This window comes from Paraburkholderia silvatlantica (assembly GCF_003096715.1).
Lineage (GTDB): Bacteria > Pseudomonadota > Gammaproteobacteria > Burkholderiales > Burkholderiaceae > Paraburkholderia > Paraburkholderia silvatlantica.
On record NZ_QEOL01000002.1, the window covers coordinates 429,760 to 445,164 of the forward strand.

Annotated in this window: 17 protein-coding genes and 1 tRNA gene; 5 read left to right on the forward strand and 13 right to left on the reverse strand. The window is 64.4% G+C overall.

Annotated features, from left to right (window positions below; genetic code table 11):
• Positions 1–132: 132 nt before the first annotated feature.
• From rsmD to C7411_RS04310, 3 genes are all read left to right on the forward strand, one after another.
• The gene (gene rsmD / locus C7411_RS04300) at positions 133–774 is read left to right on the forward strand and encodes a 16S rRNA (guanine(966)-N(2))-methyltransferase RsmD (protein WP_110382991.1); all 642 of its coding nucleotides are present in this window, start codon (positions 133–135) and stop codon (positions 772–774) included.
• Between the two features lie 107 nt (positions 775–881).
• Positions 882–1,385, forward strand: a complete 504-nt coding sequence (gene coaD / locus C7411_RS04305; RefSeq protein WP_110382990.1) for a pantetheine-phosphate adenylyltransferase — start codon at positions 882–884, stop codon at positions 1,383–1,385.
• A gap of 82 nt (positions 1,386–1,467) precedes the next feature.
• Positions 1,468–1,728: a YfhL family 4Fe-4S dicluster ferredoxin gene (locus C7411_RS04310; protein WP_110382989.1), complete on the forward strand. Its 261-nt coding sequence runs from the start codon at positions 1,468–1,470 to the stop codon at positions 1,726–1,728.
• A gap of 68 nt (positions 1,729–1,796) precedes the next feature.
• Here the strand turns inward: C7411_RS04310 and hisC are convergent, their stop codons facing one another.
• From hisC to C7411_RS04350, 8 genes are all read right to left on the reverse strand, one after another.
• Positions 1,797–2,864 (reverse strand): histidinol-phosphate transaminase, encoded by a 1,068-nt coding sequence (hisC, locus tag C7411_RS04315; protein ID WP_110382988.1) that lies wholly within the window; start codon positions 2,862–2,864, stop codon positions 1,797–1,799.
• Between the two features lie 15 nt (positions 2,865–2,879).
• Entirely contained in the window at positions 2,880–3,482 is a 603-nt protein-coding gene (gene pth, locus C7411_RS04320) for an aminoacyl-tRNA hydrolase (RefSeq protein ID WP_110382987.1), read from the reverse strand.
• A 150-nt stretch (positions 3,483–3,632) separates the two neighbouring features.
• Entirely contained in the window at positions 3,633–4,241 is a 609-nt protein-coding gene (locus C7411_RS04325; RefSeq protein ID WP_110382986.1) for a 50S ribosomal protein L25/general stress protein Ctc, read from the reverse strand.
• 169 nt (positions 4,242–4,410) lie between these two features.
• Positions 4,411–5,367, reverse strand: coding sequence for a ribose-phosphate pyrophosphokinase (locus C7411_RS04330; protein WP_110383293.1), 957 nt, complete (start codon positions 5,365–5,367; stop codon positions 4,411–4,413).
• 90 nt (positions 5,368–5,457) lie between these two features.
• Positions 5,458–5,534: transfer RNA gene (locus C7411_RS04335), tRNA-Gln, on the reverse strand.
• Positions 5,535–5,584: 50 nt separating this feature from the next.
• Positions 5,585–6,487, reverse strand: a complete 903-nt coding sequence (gene ispE, locus C7411_RS04340) for a 4-(cytidine 5'-diphospho)-2-C-methyl-D-erythritol kinase (RefSeq protein ID WP_110382985.1) — start codon at positions 6,485–6,487, stop codon at positions 5,585–5,587.
• Positions 6,488–6,579: 92 nt separating this feature from the next.
• Positions 6,580–7,242: a lipoprotein insertase outer membrane protein LolB gene (gene lolB / locus C7411_RS04345; protein ID WP_110382984.1), complete on the reverse strand. Its 663-nt coding sequence runs from the start codon at positions 7,240–7,242 to the stop codon at positions 6,580–6,582.
• Positions 7,242–9,077, reverse strand: a complete 1,836-nt coding sequence (locus C7411_RS04350) for a tetratricopeptide repeat protein (protein WP_110382983.1) — start codon at positions 9,075–9,077, stop codon at positions 7,242–7,244. Before C7411_RS04350 ends, lolB begins: the two co-directional genes overlap by 1 nt.
• Positions 9,078–9,199: 122 nt before the next feature.
• Here C7411_RS04350 and mutM point away from each other — a divergent pair, with 122 nt between their 5' ends.
• Positions 9,200–10,030 (forward strand): bifunctional DNA-formamidopyrimidine glycosylase/DNA-(apurinic or apyrimidinic site) lyase, encoded by an 831-nt coding sequence (gene mutM / locus C7411_RS04355; RefSeq protein WP_110382982.1) that lies wholly within the window; start codon positions 9,200–9,202, stop codon positions 10,028–10,030.
• 15 nt (positions 10,031–10,045) lie between these two features.
• Positions 10,046–11,179: an A/G-specific adenine glycosylase gene (gene mutY, locus C7411_RS04360; protein ID WP_110382981.1), complete on the forward strand. Its 1,134-nt coding sequence runs from the start codon at positions 10,046–10,048 to the stop codon at positions 11,177–11,179.
• A 29-nt stretch (positions 11,180–11,208) separates the two neighbouring features.
• Here the strand turns inward: mutY and C7411_RS04365 are convergent, their stop codons facing one another.
• The 5 genes from C7411_RS04365 to hpf form a co-directional block, all read right to left on the reverse strand.
• A complete protein-coding gene (locus C7411_RS04365) occupies positions 11,209–11,847 on the reverse strand; it encodes an LON peptidase substrate-binding domain-containing protein (protein WP_110382980.1) in 639 nt (212 codons plus the stop codon).
• 42 nt (positions 11,848–11,889) lie between these two features.
• On the reverse strand, positions 11,890–12,783 hold the full coding sequence (gene rapZ, locus C7411_RS04370; protein WP_110382979.1) for an RNase adapter RapZ: 894 nt from the start codon (positions 12,781–12,783) through the stop codon (positions 11,890–11,892).
• A gap of 134 nt (positions 12,784–12,917) precedes the next feature.
• Positions 12,918–13,886 carry an HPr(Ser) kinase/phosphatase gene (gene hprK / locus C7411_RS04375; RefSeq protein WP_028201859.1) on the reverse strand — a complete coding sequence of 323 codons (969 nt, stop codon included), beginning with the start codon at positions 13,884–13,886 and terminating at the stop codon, positions 12,918–12,920.
• A gap of 181 nt (positions 13,887–14,067) precedes the next feature.
• Positions 14,068–14,523 carry a PTS IIA-like nitrogen regulatory protein PtsN gene (gene ptsN / locus C7411_RS04380; protein WP_028201860.1) on the reverse strand — a complete coding sequence of 152 codons (456 nt, stop codon included), beginning with the start codon at positions 14,521–14,523 and terminating at the stop codon, positions 14,068–14,070.
• Positions 14,524–14,876: 353 nt separating this feature from the next.
• The gene (gene hpf / locus C7411_RS04385; protein WP_028201861.1) at positions 14,877–15,233 is read right to left on the reverse strand and encodes a ribosome hibernation-promoting factor, HPF/YfiA family; all 357 of its coding nucleotides are present in this window, start codon (positions 15,231–15,233) and stop codon (positions 14,877–14,879) included.
• Positions 15,234–15,405 lie beyond the last annotated feature (172 nt).

The window sequence follows — 15,405 nt, forward strand, 5'->3', positions numbered from 1 at the left end:
GGCACCTGCGCGCCCCTGTGGTAACGTGCGCGCATTGGAGGGCGCGATGCGAAAGCGTCGAACTCCACAGTCGAGTTCCGCCGGCAAATTGACTGCCGGCGGTCAAATGCACGCAGCCGTACGACCCAACGCATGACCCGTTCCTCACCTTCACGTGGCCCAGGCGGCCGCTCCCATCAGTCCGATCCGCGCGCACGTGGCGGCGGCGGCGCGCACACGATCCGCATCATCGGCGGCGACTGGAAGCGTACGCCGCTGCCCGTGCTCGACCTCGACGGTTTGCGCCCGACCCCCGACCGCGTGCGCGAAACGCTCTTCAACTGGCTCGGCCAGCGCCTCGACGGCCTGCGCTGCCTCGACCTCTTCGCGGGCAGCGGCGGCCTCGGCTTCGAGGCGGCCTCGCGCGGCGCCGCGCGCGTCGTGATGGTGGAGCGTAGCGCGCGCGCCGCCGCGCAGCTGCGCGCGAACCAGGCGCGCCTTGGCGCGCGCACGATCGAAATCGCGGAAGCCGATGCACTGCGCCTCGCGGCCAATCTCGCGCCAGGCTCGTTCGATGTGGTGTTCCTCGATCCCCCGTTCGGGGATACCGCGTTGCTCGGGCGTTCGCTCGAACTGGCCGCTCCGCTCGTCGCCCCGGACGGCTGGCTTTACGTGGAGTCGGGCGAGCCCATCGATCCGGCTGTGCAGCCCGCGCTGGCGGGCTGGAGCGTGGTGCGCGAGGGCCGGGCGGGTGCGGTTCACTATCATTTGCTGCAGCGCGAAAATGAGGAATAATGCGCGTTCGATAAGAAGCGGCGGGCGGCCTGGCCGTCACGCACGCACGTGTGATGCGTCGCCACGGGACTGCATTGCGCCCCATTTCTGTTGAGAGGAGAAGCCTCATGGTAGTCGCCGTGTACCCCGGTACCTTCGATCCGCTCACGCGCGGCCACGAAGATCTCGTGCGGCGCGCGTCGAGCATTTTCGACACGCTGGTAGTCGGCGTTGCGGACAGCCGCAACAAGAAGCCTTTCTTCTCGCTCGACGAGCGGCTCGAGATTGCCCATGAGGTGCTCGGCCACTATCCGAACGTGCAGGTCATGAGCTTCAAGGGGCTGCTGAAGGACTTCGTGCGCACCAACAACGCACGCGTGATCGTGCGCGGCCTGCGCGCCGTGTCGGACTTCGAGTACGAATTTCAGATGGCCGGCATGAACCGCTACCTGCTGCCCGACGTCGAGACGATGTTCATGACGCCTTCGGACCAGTATCAGTTCATTTCGGGCACCATCGTGCGTGAAATCGCCCAGTTGGGCGGCGATGTGAGCAAGTTCGTGTTTCCGTCCGTGGAAAAGCGCTTGCAGGACAAGGTCGACTCGATGGGCGGCCCGGTTACGAAGGGGTGAACGCGCGGCGAAAGCAGCGTAAACTATGAGGCTAAGCAACGTATGAGAGTCGGCCTTCGCGCCGGCAGGAAGTGAGAACAGCATGGCCCTGATGATTACCGACGAGTGCATCAATTGCGACGTGTGCGAGCCCGAGTGCCCGAACGACGCGATCTCGATGGGCCCGGAAATCTATGTGATCGACCCGAACAAGTGCACCGAATGTGTCGGCCATTTCGATGAGCCGCAGTGCATCCAGGTGTGCCCGGTGGAGTGCATTCCCAGGAATCCGGAGCATGTCGAGTCCCCCGAGCAATTGATGCAGAAGTACCATGCGCTGACGGCGGCGAAGAACAACGCCTGAACCGCTGGATCTTCGGAAATAAAAAAACGCGCCAACTGGCGCGTTTTTTTATTCATCTTGTCGTCTTCTTACCCGACGATCGCCTTCAATGCATCGACGAGCGTATCGCATTCGGCGTCGGTGCCGATCGAGATGCGCAGATATTGGTTCACGCGCGGCGCGTTGAAATGGCGCACGAAGATCTCTTTTTCGCGCAACCTGGCCGCAATGGCTGCCGCGTCGTGCGCGGGATGCGTCGCAAACACGAAGTTCGCCGCCGAAGGCACCACGTCGAAGCCGAGCGCCGTGAGCGCGGCCGTCAGGCGCTCGCGGCTTGCAATCACGCGCGCGCGGGTGGTCCTGAGCCATTCGCCGTCTTCGTAAGCAGCAGTCGCGGCGGCTTGCGCGAGGCGGTCGAGCGGGTACGAATTGAAGCTGTCCTTCACGCGGTTGAGCGCGTCGATGAGATCGGGGTGGCCGAACGCGAAGCCCACGCGCATACCCGCGAGCGAGCGCGATTTCGAGGTCGTATGCACGACCAGCAGGTTCGGATAGCGGTCAATCAGCGCGATCGCCGATTCGGCGCCGAAATCCACATACGCTTCGTCGATCACCACCACGGATTCCGTGTTCGCCGCGACGAGCCGCTCGATTTCCGCGAGCGGCAGCGCGTGACCCGTGGGTGCATTCGGATTCGGGAAGATCACGCCGCCATTGGGCTGGCGGTAATCGTCGACGCGAATCGTGAACTGCCCGGTGAGCGGCACGGTGCGGTACTCGACTTCGTAGAGCCGCGCATAGGTCGGGTAGAAGCTGTAGGTGATGTCGGGAAAGAGGATCGGTTTGTCGTGCTTGAGCAGCGCCTGGAACGCGTGAGCGAGCACCTCGTCCGAGCCGTTGCCGACGAACACCTGCTCCGCGCGGATGCCGTGATGCGCGGCCACGGTGGCGCGCAGACGCTTCGCGACGGGGTCGGGATAGCGGCGCAGCGACTCGCCCGTCTCGCCCAGCTCGTGGCGGATCGCCTCGAGCACGCGCGGGGAGGGCGCATACGGATTCTCGTTGGTGTTGAGCTTGACCGGCTTCGCGAGCGCGGGCTGTTCGCCCGGCACATAAGGCACGAGCCGGTTGACGATGTCACTCCAGTAACGACTCAAGACGCTCTCCTTGTTTCAACCATTGCGATGCAGCTGCATCACCGCACGTTCGGCCTCGCCCTTCACGAACGTCGGCATCACCGCGAGCGCGCGTTCGATCGAGGCGTCGATCGCCTCCTGCTCCTCGCGGCGCGGCGGCTTGAGCACGAAGTTCGCGACGTCGGGCTTCGCACCGGCGCGCGCGCCTTCGGGAATCAGGTCGCGCGGATGGCCGATGCCGATGCGCAACCGCCAGTACTGCTGCGTCGACAGATGCGCGGAAATGTCCTTCAGGCCGTTGTGGCCGCCGCTGCCGCCGCCGAGCTTGAGCTTGACGGTGCCGGGCGGCAGATCGAGCTCGTCGTGCGCGACGAGGATCTCATCGGGCAGGATCTTGAAGAAGGCCGCGAGTGCGACGACCGATTGCCCCGAGCGGTTCATATAGGTCTGCGGTTCGAGCAGATGCACTTCCTCGCCGTAGAGGCGCGCCTTTGCGTAGTGGCCGTGGAAGCGCCGCTCGTCGCGCAGCGTCGTGCCGGCTTCGCGCGCGAGCTGGTCCACGAGCCAGAAGCCCGCGTTGTGACGCGTCGCCGTGTATTCGGCGCCCGGATTGCCGAGCCCGACGATCAACCTGATCATTGTGATGTTCCGCTTGCGTAAATCGATGAACTGACCCGCAAGTGTACGAAAAAGTGCGAAAAAAAACCCGCCGGGGCGAACCGCGGCGGGTCACGTCGTCCGTTTCAGGGAAACGGATCGAGAGGATCGGCTCGTTGAAGCCGCTGCGTTTTACTCAGCAGCCGGTGCTTCTTCGCCTTCGGCTGCCGCCTGGGCGCCAGCCGGCACCGGTGCCGACGCGACGACCGGGTTTTCAGCTTCCACGTGCGGGACGAGCGTCACGCCGGCGGGCAGCGTGATGTCCTTGGCGTGCAGCGACTGGCCAGCTTCGATCTTGGCGAGGTCGACTTCGAGGAATTCCGGCAGTTGGCCCGGCAGGCACTGGACTTCGATTTCAGCCAGAACGTGCGAGATGATCGCGCCGCCCAGCTTCACAGCCGGGTTGGTTTCCTGGTTCATGAAGTGCAGGGGCACCTTCGTGTGGATCTTCTTGCTCGGATCCACGCGCTGGAAGTCCACGTGCAGCACGAGCTGACGGAACGGGTGGTATTGCACGTCGCGCAGCAGCACTTGCTGCGACTTGCCGGCCACTTCGAGGTCGAGGATCGACGAGTGGAAGGCTTCCTTCTTGAGGGCGTGCCACAGCGCGTTGTGATCGATTTCGATCAGTTGCGGCTCGGCGCCGACACCGTACACGATGCCAGGAGTCTTGCCGGCATTGCGCAGGCGGCGGCTCGCACCCGTACCTTGCAGGTTACGCTCGAAAGCGATGACTTTCATTTGATTCTCCAATGCACTGCCCGCGACCAGGCAGTAAAACGGGGCCTTTTCAGCAGAATGCCTGTCTTCTGGCCCCCAGCGATGCAGCGCGAACCATCGTCCGTTCGCGCCGATTACGTGCAAAAGCGCGGCGTCCTTGCGAACACCGCGCCTTGCGCGTCAATTCCTGTCAGCTTTCCGCGAAGAGCGACATGACCGAGTCGCCGCGACGGATCCGCGAGAACGTTTCGGCGAGAAGTCCTGCGCTCGTGAGCGAGCGGATCTTCGGGCACGAACGCGCTTCGGCGCCGAGCGGAATCGTGTCGGTCACGACGAGTTCGTCCAGAGCCGAGCTGGCGATACGCTCGCCCGCGCCGCCCGAGAGAACCGGGTGCGTGGCGTAAGCGAATACCTTCTTCGCGCCGCGTTCCTTCAGCACTTGCGCTGCCTTGCAGAGCGTGCCGGCGGTGTCGACCATGTCGTCCATGATCACGCAGGTGCGGCCTTCGACTTCACCGATGATGTTCATCACTTCGGCGACGTTCGCCTTCGGACGACGCTTGTCGATGATGGCGAGATCGCAATTCAGCTGCTTGGCGAGCGCACGGGCGCGCACCACGCCGCCGACGTCTGGCGAAACGACCAGCAGGTTCTCGTAATTCTGCTTGCGCAGATCGCCGAGCAGCACGGGCGTTGCGTAGATGTTGTCGACGGGAATATCGAAGAAGCCCTGAATCTGGTCGGCGTGCAGATCCATCGTGATGATCCGCTCGACGCCGGCGATTTCCAGCATGTTCGCCACGACCTTCGCCGAGATGGCGACGCGCGCCGAACGGGGGCGGCGGTCTTGACGGGCATAGCCGAAATAGGGGATGGCTGCGGTGATCCGGCCTGCGGATGCGCGCTTGAGCGCATCGACCATGATCATCAGTTCCATCAGGTTGTCGTTGGTCGGCGCGCAAGTCGACTGAAGGACGAAGACGTCCTTGCCGCGCACGTTTTCCTGGATTTCGACCTGGATTTCACCGTCGGAAAACCGGCTAACCATAGCCTTGCCGAGGGGAATACCGAGGATCTTGACGACTTCCTGGGCAAGCGCGGGATTTGCGTTGCCAGTAAAAACCATCAGGCCGTCATGGCTGCTCATCATGCACCTGCTGCGGACTTTGAGGGGGCGAGAGGAACTACTTGGGCGAACGGCCCTGGGTAACCCACAGAGCGAACTGCCTGGAATTTTTGGCAGGGGAGGAAGGACTCGAACCCTCGCATGCCGGAATCAAAATCCGGTGCCTTAACCAACTTGGCGACTCCCCTACACTCAACTTCGAGCCTGGCTGACCGGTAGGTCGATCAACCACGCAAAACTATGCCGCGAAAGCGAAGAGTGGATGCGTATTCAGACTCGAGGCCACCGCGCTTCTCCAGTCCGGTTGTTCCGCAAGCAGTCTGGCTTGTGCCGATTCTGCTTCGGACCGACTGGCGAATGCTGCAAAAACGCTGGCACCCGACCCGGTCATCCGCGCGGGTGCGATGCTGTTCGAGATACCCTCAAACCATCGAAGCACCTGCGCTACTTCCGCGTATTTTCCTGCGACAACCGCTTGCATATCGTTATGACCGAAGCTGTCCGGCCATCCGTCTAGCGCTGCTTGCTGTGCAAGAAAGACTGCTATTTTGCAGGTCTTTGTGTCCCTTGTCAATGACTTTTCGGAAAAAATCTCGGCAGTAGGTACATGAACCTGCGGCGTCACGACCAAAAAATGACGCGGGGGCAATTGTACAGCCTCGAGGGCTTCGCCAACACCCTCCGCGAACGCATTTTTTCCGAACACGAAGAAGGGCACGTCCGCACCCAGCTTGAGTGCGAGCGCCTGCAATTCCTCGCGCTGCAGGTTGAGCTTCCAGAGGCGGTTGAGCGCGAGCAGCGTCGTGGCTGCGTCCGAGCTGCCGCCGCCGAGACCCGCGCCCATCGGCAGACGCTTCTCGATATCGATCTCGACGCCCTCGCTCGTGCCCGTATGTTGCTTGAGCAGCGTCGCGGCGCGCACGGTGAGGTCGTGCTCGGCCGGTACGCCTTCCACTTCCACGGTGCGCATGATGCGGCCGTCGTGGCGGCGAGTGAAATGCAGCGTGTCGCCCCAGTCGAGCAACTGGAACACGGTCTGCAGATCGTGATAGCCATTGGGACGGCGGCCCGTGATGTGCAGGAAGAGATTGAGTTTCGCGGGCGCCAGGCAGTCGCGCAGCGAGTCCTGAGTTTCGATCATGATGCTCTTGGGGGGATGCCCTGGATTCTGGCCGGCGCGTGCCGGCCAGATATTGCTGATGAGAGACGGTTGCTGGACAGTCTGCGGCCCGCTTACTGGTCGAGCACGAGCTTGATCTGGAGCGGCGGGACTTCGCGCGTGAGATTGACGCGCTTCACGTCATTGGACGGCGCGTCCGCGTAGGCGACGTAATCGATGGTCCAGCCGTCCTGTTCGATCTGCGAAAGCCGCTGCGGATTCTGCGGGTCGGGCATGGTGCGCGCGTGCGACGTGGGCGCGACCGAAGGCTGCAGCCAGTAGCGCAGCCCTTCCACGGGCAGGGCGAAGCCGAGCGCCTGCTGCATGAGCGTGCTCACGTTGTCGGCCGTGAGCGGCTGGCGGTTAGGCAGTTCCAGCGTGGCTTGCGATGGTGCGGAGGTGACGAGCGCGAGTGTCTGGCCGAGCGGATTGAGCAGTTGCAGCGTTACCGTCGAATCGGTCTCGTGCCAGTCGAAGTTGCCGTACGCATTGCGCTGCTGGCCGTTCTGGTCGACGTATTGCACGGCGAAGCGGCCATGATAGGCGCGACTCGTCTGCGTAGTGAGCGAGGTCGTGGCGTTCGAGGTGGACGGCTGGCGCGGCGGTTGTTGCGTCGCGCAGCCCGCGAGTACGAGGAGCGCAGCCGCCGCTGCGCCGAGCGACGCGCGCCGTACGAGGCGGGCCGCGCGCGCAGCGGGGAGGACCTTGGGGGAAACCGAAGTGAAAAAATCTGCCATCAGAGATCGTTGACCTGGAGGCGCTTGAGCGTTTTCAGGAGCGTGTCGTTGTCGGGTTCGAGCTTGCGGGCCTCGCGCCACGCGGCGCGCGCGCCGTCCTGGTCGCCGTTTTTCCACAGCACTTCGCCGAGGTGCGCGCCAATTTCCGCGTTCGGCTGGAGGCTGTAGGCCTTGCGCAGGAGCTTGATCGCGTCGGCATTGTCGCCCAGGCGGTATTTCACCCAGCCCACGCTGTCCATGATGAACGCGTCGTCCGGTGCGAGCGACGAGGCTTTTTCCACCAGTTTGTCGGCTTCCTGCAGGCGCTGATTGCGGTCCGCGAGCGAGTATCCGAGGGCGTTGTAGGCCTGCGGATTGTCGGGCTGCGTCTTGATCAGCTTGCGCAGCTGCGCTTCCATGACGTCGTATTGGCCGGTCTTTTCCGCGGCCATTGCGTAGTCATAGGTGAGGTCCGGGTCGTCCGGGAAATCGGCGGTCGCCTTCGCAAGGCGTGCCTCGGCCTCCGGGTAGCGCTTCGCGTCGAACAGGATCGCGGCATCGGTGCGCGCGATCAGCGCCTGGTCGCGCGGATCGTCGGCATGAATGCTCGCGAGCTGACGGCGCGCGTCGTCGGTCTTGCCTTCCTTGTCCAGGATCTGCGCGCGCGTGATCTGGGCCGGCACATACTGCTGGCTGTTCGGCTGGATCTTGTCGAGCCACTTTTGCGCGCCGGCGTCGTCCTTCTGCTCGACCGACAGTTGCGCGAGATAGATATAGGCCTGACCGGGGTCGGCGGCCGGATTCTTCTCGGCAAGTTGTGCGTATTGCGTCAGATACTTCTGCGCCGCGTCGAACTTCTTTTGCTGCACGTTGATGAGCGCGAGCGCCATGAGCGGCATCAGGTCGTTCGCGTTGTCCTTGTGCAGGATCTCGAACTGCTTCTGTGCGTCGTCGAGGCGGTCGGCTGCGAGATAGGTCTGTGCGAGCGCGAGACGGCCTTCGCGCGACTTCGGGTTCTGCTGGACGTACTTTTCGATCGACGCAATGCCTTCGGCGCGCTCCTCCGGCCCCATCTGCGCGAGCATCAGCGCGGCGGGAAGGTAGTCGGGCTTGAGCGTGAGCGCCTGCTCGAACGACTTGCGCGCACCGGGCGCGTCGTCGGCGAGCAGTTGCTGGCGGCCGATCGCGAGCTGTGCCTCGGGGCGGCTCATGTCGTCCTTGAGCAGCGCTTTGAGCACGTTCAGGCCGCCCACGCGATTGGGGCCGCGCGAAAGCAGAAGCTGCAGCGAGAGGATGGCCTGGCCGCGGCTGTCGGCGGGTACTTTCGCCAGTTCGCGCGCGAGCAGCGGCTGGGCGTCGTCGGGCCTGCCGGCGAGCACGAGCAGCGAAGCGTCGAGTTGCGCCGCGCGCTCGGAGTCGGGCGCGTACTGCTGCCAGAGCTGGACCGCGGTCAGGGCGTCGGACGGGCTTTGCGCCGCGAGCGCGATTTCGGTCGCGCGCTGCGCCATGCGCGGATCGTGCGTGTCGCGCGTGAGCGCGAGATACGTTTGAAAGGCGGGCGCAGGCTGGTCGCGCTGCAGCGCGATCTCCGCGGCGAGCACCTGGAAGACGATCTGGCTCGACAGCGCAACGCCCGGCAGGTCCTTCTTCTCGTCGGGCGAGGTGGGGCCGAAAGCGTCCGGCATGCTGACGGAAGTGTCGTCCGTGTCGGGGGACGGATCCTGCGCATACGCGCTCGACGTGGTCAAGGCCCAGGCGGCGAGAACCGCGGCGCCAACGAGGCGACGCGCGAAGGAGGCAGGCACGCGCGGCGTCGCGGGACGCTTCGCGAACAGCTTAACGAAAGACAGTTCCATGGAATTCCGTCGAATGTTTCGGTCGATTGTAACGCGCTGGCTACAATACGCGCACAACGCGCACACACGTTCACGCAAGTTGCAGACCAACCCGGACCAGCATCCGAATCAGGCCGCCAGACATGCCAGAGTTGCCAGAAGTTGAGGTTACCCGAAGGGGGATCGAACCGTGGGTCGCGGGCCGCCGCGTCGAGCGTGTGGAGGTGCGCAACCCCGCATTGCGCTGGCCTGTGCCTGCCACGCTCGCCCGTACGCTGCGCGGCCGCACGATACGTTCGGTTGGCCGGCGCGGCAAATATTTGCTGTTCGAGGTCGACGAGGGCTGGTTCATCGTGCACCTCGGCATGACCGGCACGCTGCGCGTGCTGCGCAATCTGCCGAAGCCGCCTGCCGCGGAGAAACACGATCACGTCGACTGGTTCTTCGACGACTTCACGCTGCGCTTTCGCGACCCGCGCCGTTTCGGCGCCGTGCTCTGGCACCCGCGCGAGGCCGGCGACGTGCTCGGCCATCCGCTGCTGGCGGGGCTCGGCATCGAGCCGTTCATGCCGGCCTTCGACGGCGCGCTGCTCTTTCGCGAGACCCGCGGCCGCAAGGTCGCCGTCAAGCAGGCGCTTCTCGCGGGCGATATCGTGGTGGGCGTTGGCAATATCTACGCTTCGGAAAGCTTGTTCCGCGCCGGCATCCGGCCGACGACACCGGCGGGCCGCATTTCGCTCGCGCGTTACGAACTGCTCGCGGATGCCGTGCGCGCCGTGCTCGCCTCGGCCATCGAGAAGGGCGGCAGCACGCTGCGCGACTTCGTCGGCAGCAACGGCGAAAGCGGCTATTTCCAGCTCGAATACTTCGTTTATGACCGCGCAGGCCAACCCTGCCGCGTGTGCGGCACGCCGATCAAACAGATCGTGCAGGGCCAGCGTTCCACTTACTTCTGTCCGCGCTGCCAGCGTTGAGCGCCAGGCTTTTCCATGTACCGAACATCGTCCACTTCCGCGCCGCTGCCGGCTGGCGCGTATCCCGCTGAACTGCTCACCGGTTTCGCGCCGCGCCTGATCGCCTGGCAGCGCGAGCATGGCCGTCACGACCTGCCATGGCAGAACACGCGCGACCCGTACCGCATCTGGCTCTCGGAGATCATGCTGCAGCAGACCCAGGTCTCGACCGTGATTCCGTACTATGCGCGTTTTCTCGAGCGCTTTCCCACGGTCGAGGCGCTCGCCGCCGCACCCGACGACGACGTGATGGCGCTCTGGGCCGGTCTCGGCTATTACTCGCGCGCGCGCAATCTGCACCGCTGCGCGCAGGTCGTGGCCGATACCTGCGGCGGCAAGTTTCCTTCGACGGTCGAGGCGCTCGCAGCGTTGCCCGGTATCGGCCGATCGACGGCGGCGGCGATCGCGTCGTTCGCGTTCGGCGCGCGCGAGACGATTCTGGACGGCAACGTGAAACGCGTGCTCGCGCGCGTGTTCGGCGTGGAAGGCTTTCCTGGCGAAAAGCGCATCGAGAACGCGATGTGGGCGCTCGCCGAAACGCTCGTGCCGGGTCCCGAAGCGAGCGACGCCGACGTGAGCGCATACACGCAAGGCTTGATGGATCTTGGCGCGACGCTGTGCGGGCGCGGCAAGCCCGACTGCGAGCGCTGCCCGTTCTCCGGCGACTGCGTGGCGAAGACGACGGGACGTCAGCGCGCGCTGCCCGCCGCGCGCCCGAAGAAGGCCGTGCCTACGCGGCGCACATGGATGCTCGTGCTGCTCGACGGCGATGCCGTCATGCTGGAGAAGCGCCCGCCATCGGGTATCTGGGGCGGATTGTGGAGCTTGCCCGAGGCCGCGGACGAACCCGCGCTCGCCGAGCGCGCGCGCGACTTCGGCGTGACGCAGGAGGGCGCGGCGTCGAGCTCCGCGCTCATGCCGCTCACGCATACGTTCACGCACTTCAAGCTCGACATCGAGCCGCGCGTGATCGAACTCAAGCGTAATGCCGCGCCGCTGGAAGCCAACGATGGGCAGACAGCATGGGTGCCGCTCGGCAAGATCGACGCGTATGGCGTGCCCGCGCCGGTGCGCAAGCTGCTCGACGGTTTGCGTGGACCGCTGATCTAAGTCGGCGAGTCAGCGGCATCAACGCTGCGTCAAAGCAGCTGATGCTGCTGCATGTAGTGATGCACGATTTCGATACGCGCGCCCGCGTCGCTCAACTCCATGAGCTTCTGACGCGCGCGCAGCGCGATCGGCAGCACCTCGGCCAGACGGTTCGATACCCACGAGGGATCGTCGAAGCGGAACGGCTCGGCGAACGGCAGGCTCGCGGGATCGCGCTCGCGGATCGTCGCGATGATGCGCTCGAGCACTTCCGCACACGCGCCGAATTGCGCGAGCTGTTTGCCGCCTTCCAGCGGAATGTCTTCGGGGATCAGTTCGGCCATGCCCACGAGCAGGCCGTCGGCTTCCACGCGATGCGAGAGCAGATGAAAGCGCTGCGTGCCGTGAGCCTGGATGTGCAGCATGCCGACGGTCTCGACATCGCACTGCTCGATGAGCGCGAGGCAGCCAACGGATTCGGGTACGGCAGCCGTCTCGTCGGGCTGGGCGACTTCCGCGCCGCTTTTGAGCAGGCACACGCCGAACGGCGTGTGCTCGCGCAGGCACTCGCTCGCCATGTCCAGGTATCGCGCTTCGAAGATCTTCAGCGGCAGCAGGCCGCCGGGAAACAGCACCGTATGCAGCGGGAACAACGGCAAATCGGCAAGCACGGCAGGAGACGAGGACATGGCGCAACGCTTTCGGTTAAGGGCCGCGCGATGCGCAGCCGGTTAGGCGATCAGCCGTGACGACTCTCCGACATCGAGAGGCGCGTCGCGGTGGCGCACGATAACGTTCGACTCGCCGGCAAAGCGTGTGGCGAGTGTCTGGGCGATGTACACCGATCGATGCTGTCCGCCCGTGCAGCCAATTGCAACGGTGAGATAGCTGCGGTTGTCGGCGCGAAAATGCGGCAGCCATTTCGCGACGAACGCGTAGACATCGTCGATCATTTCATGGACGGCCGGCTGCGCATTCAGAAAGTCGATCACGGGCTGATCGAGCCCGGTGAGCGGCCGCAGGCGGGCGTCGTAATGCGGGTTCGGCAACGTGCGCACGTCGAACACGAGGTCCGCGTCGAGCGGCACCCCGCGCTTGAAGCCGAACGATTCGAACGTGAGCATGAGCGAGCCGCGCTCGCCTTCGACGAACACCTTCACCCACTGGCGCAGCGCGTTGGCGCTCAGGTTGCTCGTGTCGACCTGATGGCCGAATTCGGCGAGATTCGAGACGAGTTCGCGCTCGTGCTCGATCGCTTCTTCGAGCGACTTGAGCATGCCCACGTTCGCGTCGTGCGCAGCGGAGCCCGAAAGTGGATGGCGGCGGCGCGTTTCCGAGAAGCGCTGGATGAGCGACTGCGTGCTCGCATTGAGAAAGAGTACGCGCACGTCGTGGCGAAGCGCGAGGTCGCGGATCATCTCCGGCATGTCGTCGAACGACGAACTCGAGCGCGCATCGATAGCGACGGCGAGGCATTCATAGCCGTCGTCGCTAAGATATTGGGCGAGTTGCGGCAGAAAGCGTGGCGGCAGATTATCGACGCAATAGTAGCCGACGTCTTCGAGCGCATTGAGCGCCACTGACTTGCCGGAACCCGAAATGCCGGTGATCAGGATGATACGCATGGGAGAGTCGATGAACCCGATTGGGTCATCATAGCATCCGGGCCGCGCGCCTGTACGGGCTCTCCGGGCCGCAGGCGCTCGTTTCGAGCGCGCGCGCCTCGCCGGCCGCGCCTCGCCGGCCGCCGCGTCGGGCGTCAGATCAGCTTGCCGGGAAACTGGCTGTCGGGGTCCTGCATGGCGAGACGCTGGCGGTCCATGAAGTCGCGCAGGGTGTCGATGCCGCGCAACTGCAGGATCGTGTTGCGCACGGCGGCCTCGACCAGCACGGCGAGGTTGCGGCCCGCGGCCACCTGGATCGTGACCTTGCTGATGGGCAGGCCGAGCACGTCGACGGTCTGGCTCTCCAGCGGCAGACGCTGGAATTCGCCGTCCGGGCGGCGCACGAGCTGCACGATGAGCTTGAGCTTCATCTTCCGGCGCACGGCCGTTTCACCGAAGATCGTCTTGATGTCGAGCAGGCCGAGGCCGCGCACTTCGAGCAGGTTCTGCAGGAGCGGCGGGCAGCGGCCCTCGACGAAATCGGGGCCGAGGCGCACGAAGTCCACGGCGTCGTCGGCCACGAGGCCATGGCCGCGGCTGATCAGCTCCAGACCCAGCTCGCTCTTGCCGAGGCCCGAGTCACCCGTGAGCAGCACGCCCATGCCGAGAATGTCGAGAAACACGCCGTGCAGCGTCGCGCGCGGCGCGAGTATGCGCGACATGTAGAGGCGCAGGCTGTCGATGACGGTGGCCGCCGACATCGGCGTGGTGAAGAGCGGCGTGGAGGAACGCGTACAGCGCAGCACCAGTTCGGGCGGCGCGGTCATGCCGTCGGCAACCACGAGGAACGGCGGTTCGAGCGCGATCAGCTCCGCCATGTGGCGCGAGCGGTCTTCGTCGGTCTGGCGCTGGTAGTAGTGGATTTCGGCGTCGCCGAGCACCTGGATGCGGTTCGGGTGGATCAGGTTCAGGTGGCCGACGAGGTCCGCGCTCGCCGTGGCCGTGGCCACCGTCTCGGTCGAAAAGCCGCGTTCCCAGCCTTCGTGCCCCGTCAGCCAGCTCAGTTTCAGCGTGGTGGCGTTGTCGTCGAAGATGCTTTGGGCGTTGATGCTGGAAGTGTCCATGAGTCGGTGACTCCGCGAGATGACTCGCTTAACGGCTGACTGAATTGCTGGCTAAATAAACCGCGCGGCCTGGATGATTGACGGCTGCCGGCGCCCGGCGCTTCACCCCTGCAACGAGCGTCGAGCGCGCTGTTCGGCCGCGCGTAGCGCGACCGCGCCCCGCAAGACGCCGCACATTACATCAAGGTTGCCACTGGGTGAGCAGGCGATGCAACGTTTCGCGGTCTTCTTCCGTATGGAGCCGCTCACGCGTTTCGCGATCCGACAACAGTTGTGCGATCTCGGACAGGATTTCAAGATGCTGCTGCGTCGCCTGTTCGGGCACGAGCAGGAAGATCAGGAGCGAGACGGGCTGACCGTCTGGCGCTTCGAAGGCGATTGGCTCAGCGAGGCGCACGAAGGCGGCCTGCGGCTGCTTCAGGCCCTTGATGCGGCCGTGCGGGATCGCGACGCCTTCGCCGAGGCCCGTGGAGCCGAGGCGCTCGCGCGCGAAAAGATTATCGGTAACCGTGCTGCGGGCGATGCCGTTCTGGTTTTCGAAGATCAGGCCAGCCTGTTCGAAGACGCGTTTCTTGCTGGTGACGGACAGGCCGACGACGACGTTCTCGATGGGAAGTATTTTGGCTAAACGATTCATGTTGGCAGGCGAAAACGTGGCCTGAATGCTCCGCACCCCGACAGCTGACCGCTTTGGCGGAAGCTTTGGATCTGGCGACGAAGCCCGGTGCCGGGACCGTGGGGACCTGTTGGCGCGTTAGACCCCGTAATACGACTGGACCATTATAGAACAAGCGTCCACCCCGATGGTGCGATGCGCCACGCATGAGCGCAACCCTCGTTGCCCGGTTGCACCCAGCGGTAAAACCCTGCATTGGGCGTACTCACGAAAAAGCCGCCCGGTCCGGGCGGCTTCGCTTCGAGGGGCGGAGGATCAACTATCGACTCCAGCCCCGGTTCATGGCGTGAATCGCCACAGACGACATTGTGGGATCACTGCGGCGGGATTTCGATGATGGGCGCAGGCTGGTGCTTGATCGCCTCATGTTGATGTCCCTGCACGCGGTCCTTGTGACGTACGACCTGGCGGTCGAGCTTGTCGACCACGAGATCGATGGCGGCGTACATGTCGCCGTTCGCGCTCTCCACAAATATGTCCTTGCCTTTCAGATGAAGGTTCACTTCGACCTTCTGTCTCTTATCCTTTTCCTTATGGTTGTCGACCGAGAGGACCACATTGCCATCGATTACCTGATCGAAATGTCTTAGCACCCTGTCCAGTTTGGTGATCACGTATTCTCGCAACGCTGGCGTTACTTCGAGATGGTGTCCACTGATCTTCAGATTCATAGTGCTTCTCCAGGCTGATGGCCGCGTAACGCGTGAAGTGCGGCAATGCCGGTCGACTGTCTGCCTGTGCGCGGCTCCCCGAAAAGGCCTGCGACGGCGGGCTAACTCGGCCGGCCATGTCCGCCAACGGGCGTAGCGGCCGGAAAACGCCTGCTCCGTAAAAGCCGGAACA

Coding starts and splice junctions, on each gene's coding strand:
- rsmD (WP_110382991.1), top strand. CDS start 133: ATGACCCGTTCCTCACCTTCACGTGGCCCAGGCGGCCGCTCCCATCAG.
- coaD (WP_110382990.1), top strand. CDS start 882: ATGGTAGTCGCCGTGTACCCCGGTACCTTCGATCCGCTCACGCGCGGC.
- C7411_RS04310 (WP_110382989.1), top strand. CDS start 1,468: ATGGCCCTGATGATTACCGACGAGTGCATCAATTGCGACGTGTGCGAG.
- pth (WP_110382987.1), bottom strand. CDS start 3,482: ATGATCAGGTTGATCGTCGGGCTCGGCAATCCGGGCGCCGAATACACG.
- C7411_RS04325 (WP_110382986.1), bottom strand. CDS start 4,241: ATGAAAGTCATCGCTTTCGAGCGTAACCTGCAAGGTACGGGTGCGAGC.
- C7411_RS04330 (WP_110383293.1), bottom strand. CDS start 5,367: ATGAGCAGCCATGACGGCCTGATGGTTTTTACTGGCAACGCAAATCCC.
- ispE (WP_110382985.1), bottom strand. CDS start 6,487: ATGATCGAAACTCAGGACTCGCTGCGCGACTGCCTGGCGCCCGCGAAA.
- lolB (WP_110382984.1), bottom strand. CDS start 7,242: ATGGCAGATTTTTTCACTTCGGTTTCCCCCAAGGTCCTCCCCGCTGCG.
- C7411_RS04350 (WP_110382983.1), bottom strand. CDS start 9,077: ATGGAACTGTCTTTCGTTAAGCTGTTCGCGAAGCGTCCCGCGACGCCG.
- mutM (WP_110382982.1), top strand. CDS start 9,200: ATGCCAGAGTTGCCAGAAGTTGAGGTTACCCGAAGGGGGATCGAACCG.
- mutY (WP_110382981.1), top strand. CDS start 10,046: ATGTACCGAACATCGTCCACTTCCGCGCCGCTGCCGGCTGGCGCGTAT.
- C7411_RS04365 (WP_110382980.1), bottom strand. CDS start 11,847: ATGTCCTCGTCTCCTGCCGTGCTTGCCGATTTGCCGTTGTTCCCGCTG.
- rapZ (WP_110382979.1), bottom strand. CDS start 12,783: ATGCGTATCATCCTGATCACCGGCATTTCGGGTTCCGGCAAGTCAGTG.
- hprK (WP_028201859.1), bottom strand. CDS start 13,886: ATGGACACTTCCAGCATCAACGCCCAAAGCATCTTCGACGACAACGCC.
- ptsN (WP_028201860.1), bottom strand. CDS start 14,523: ATGAATCGTTTAGCCAAAATACTTCCCATCGAGAACGTCGTCGTCGGC.
- hpf (WP_028201861.1), bottom strand. CDS start 15,233: ATGAATCTGAAGATCAGTGGACACCATCTCGAAGTAACGCCAGCGTTG.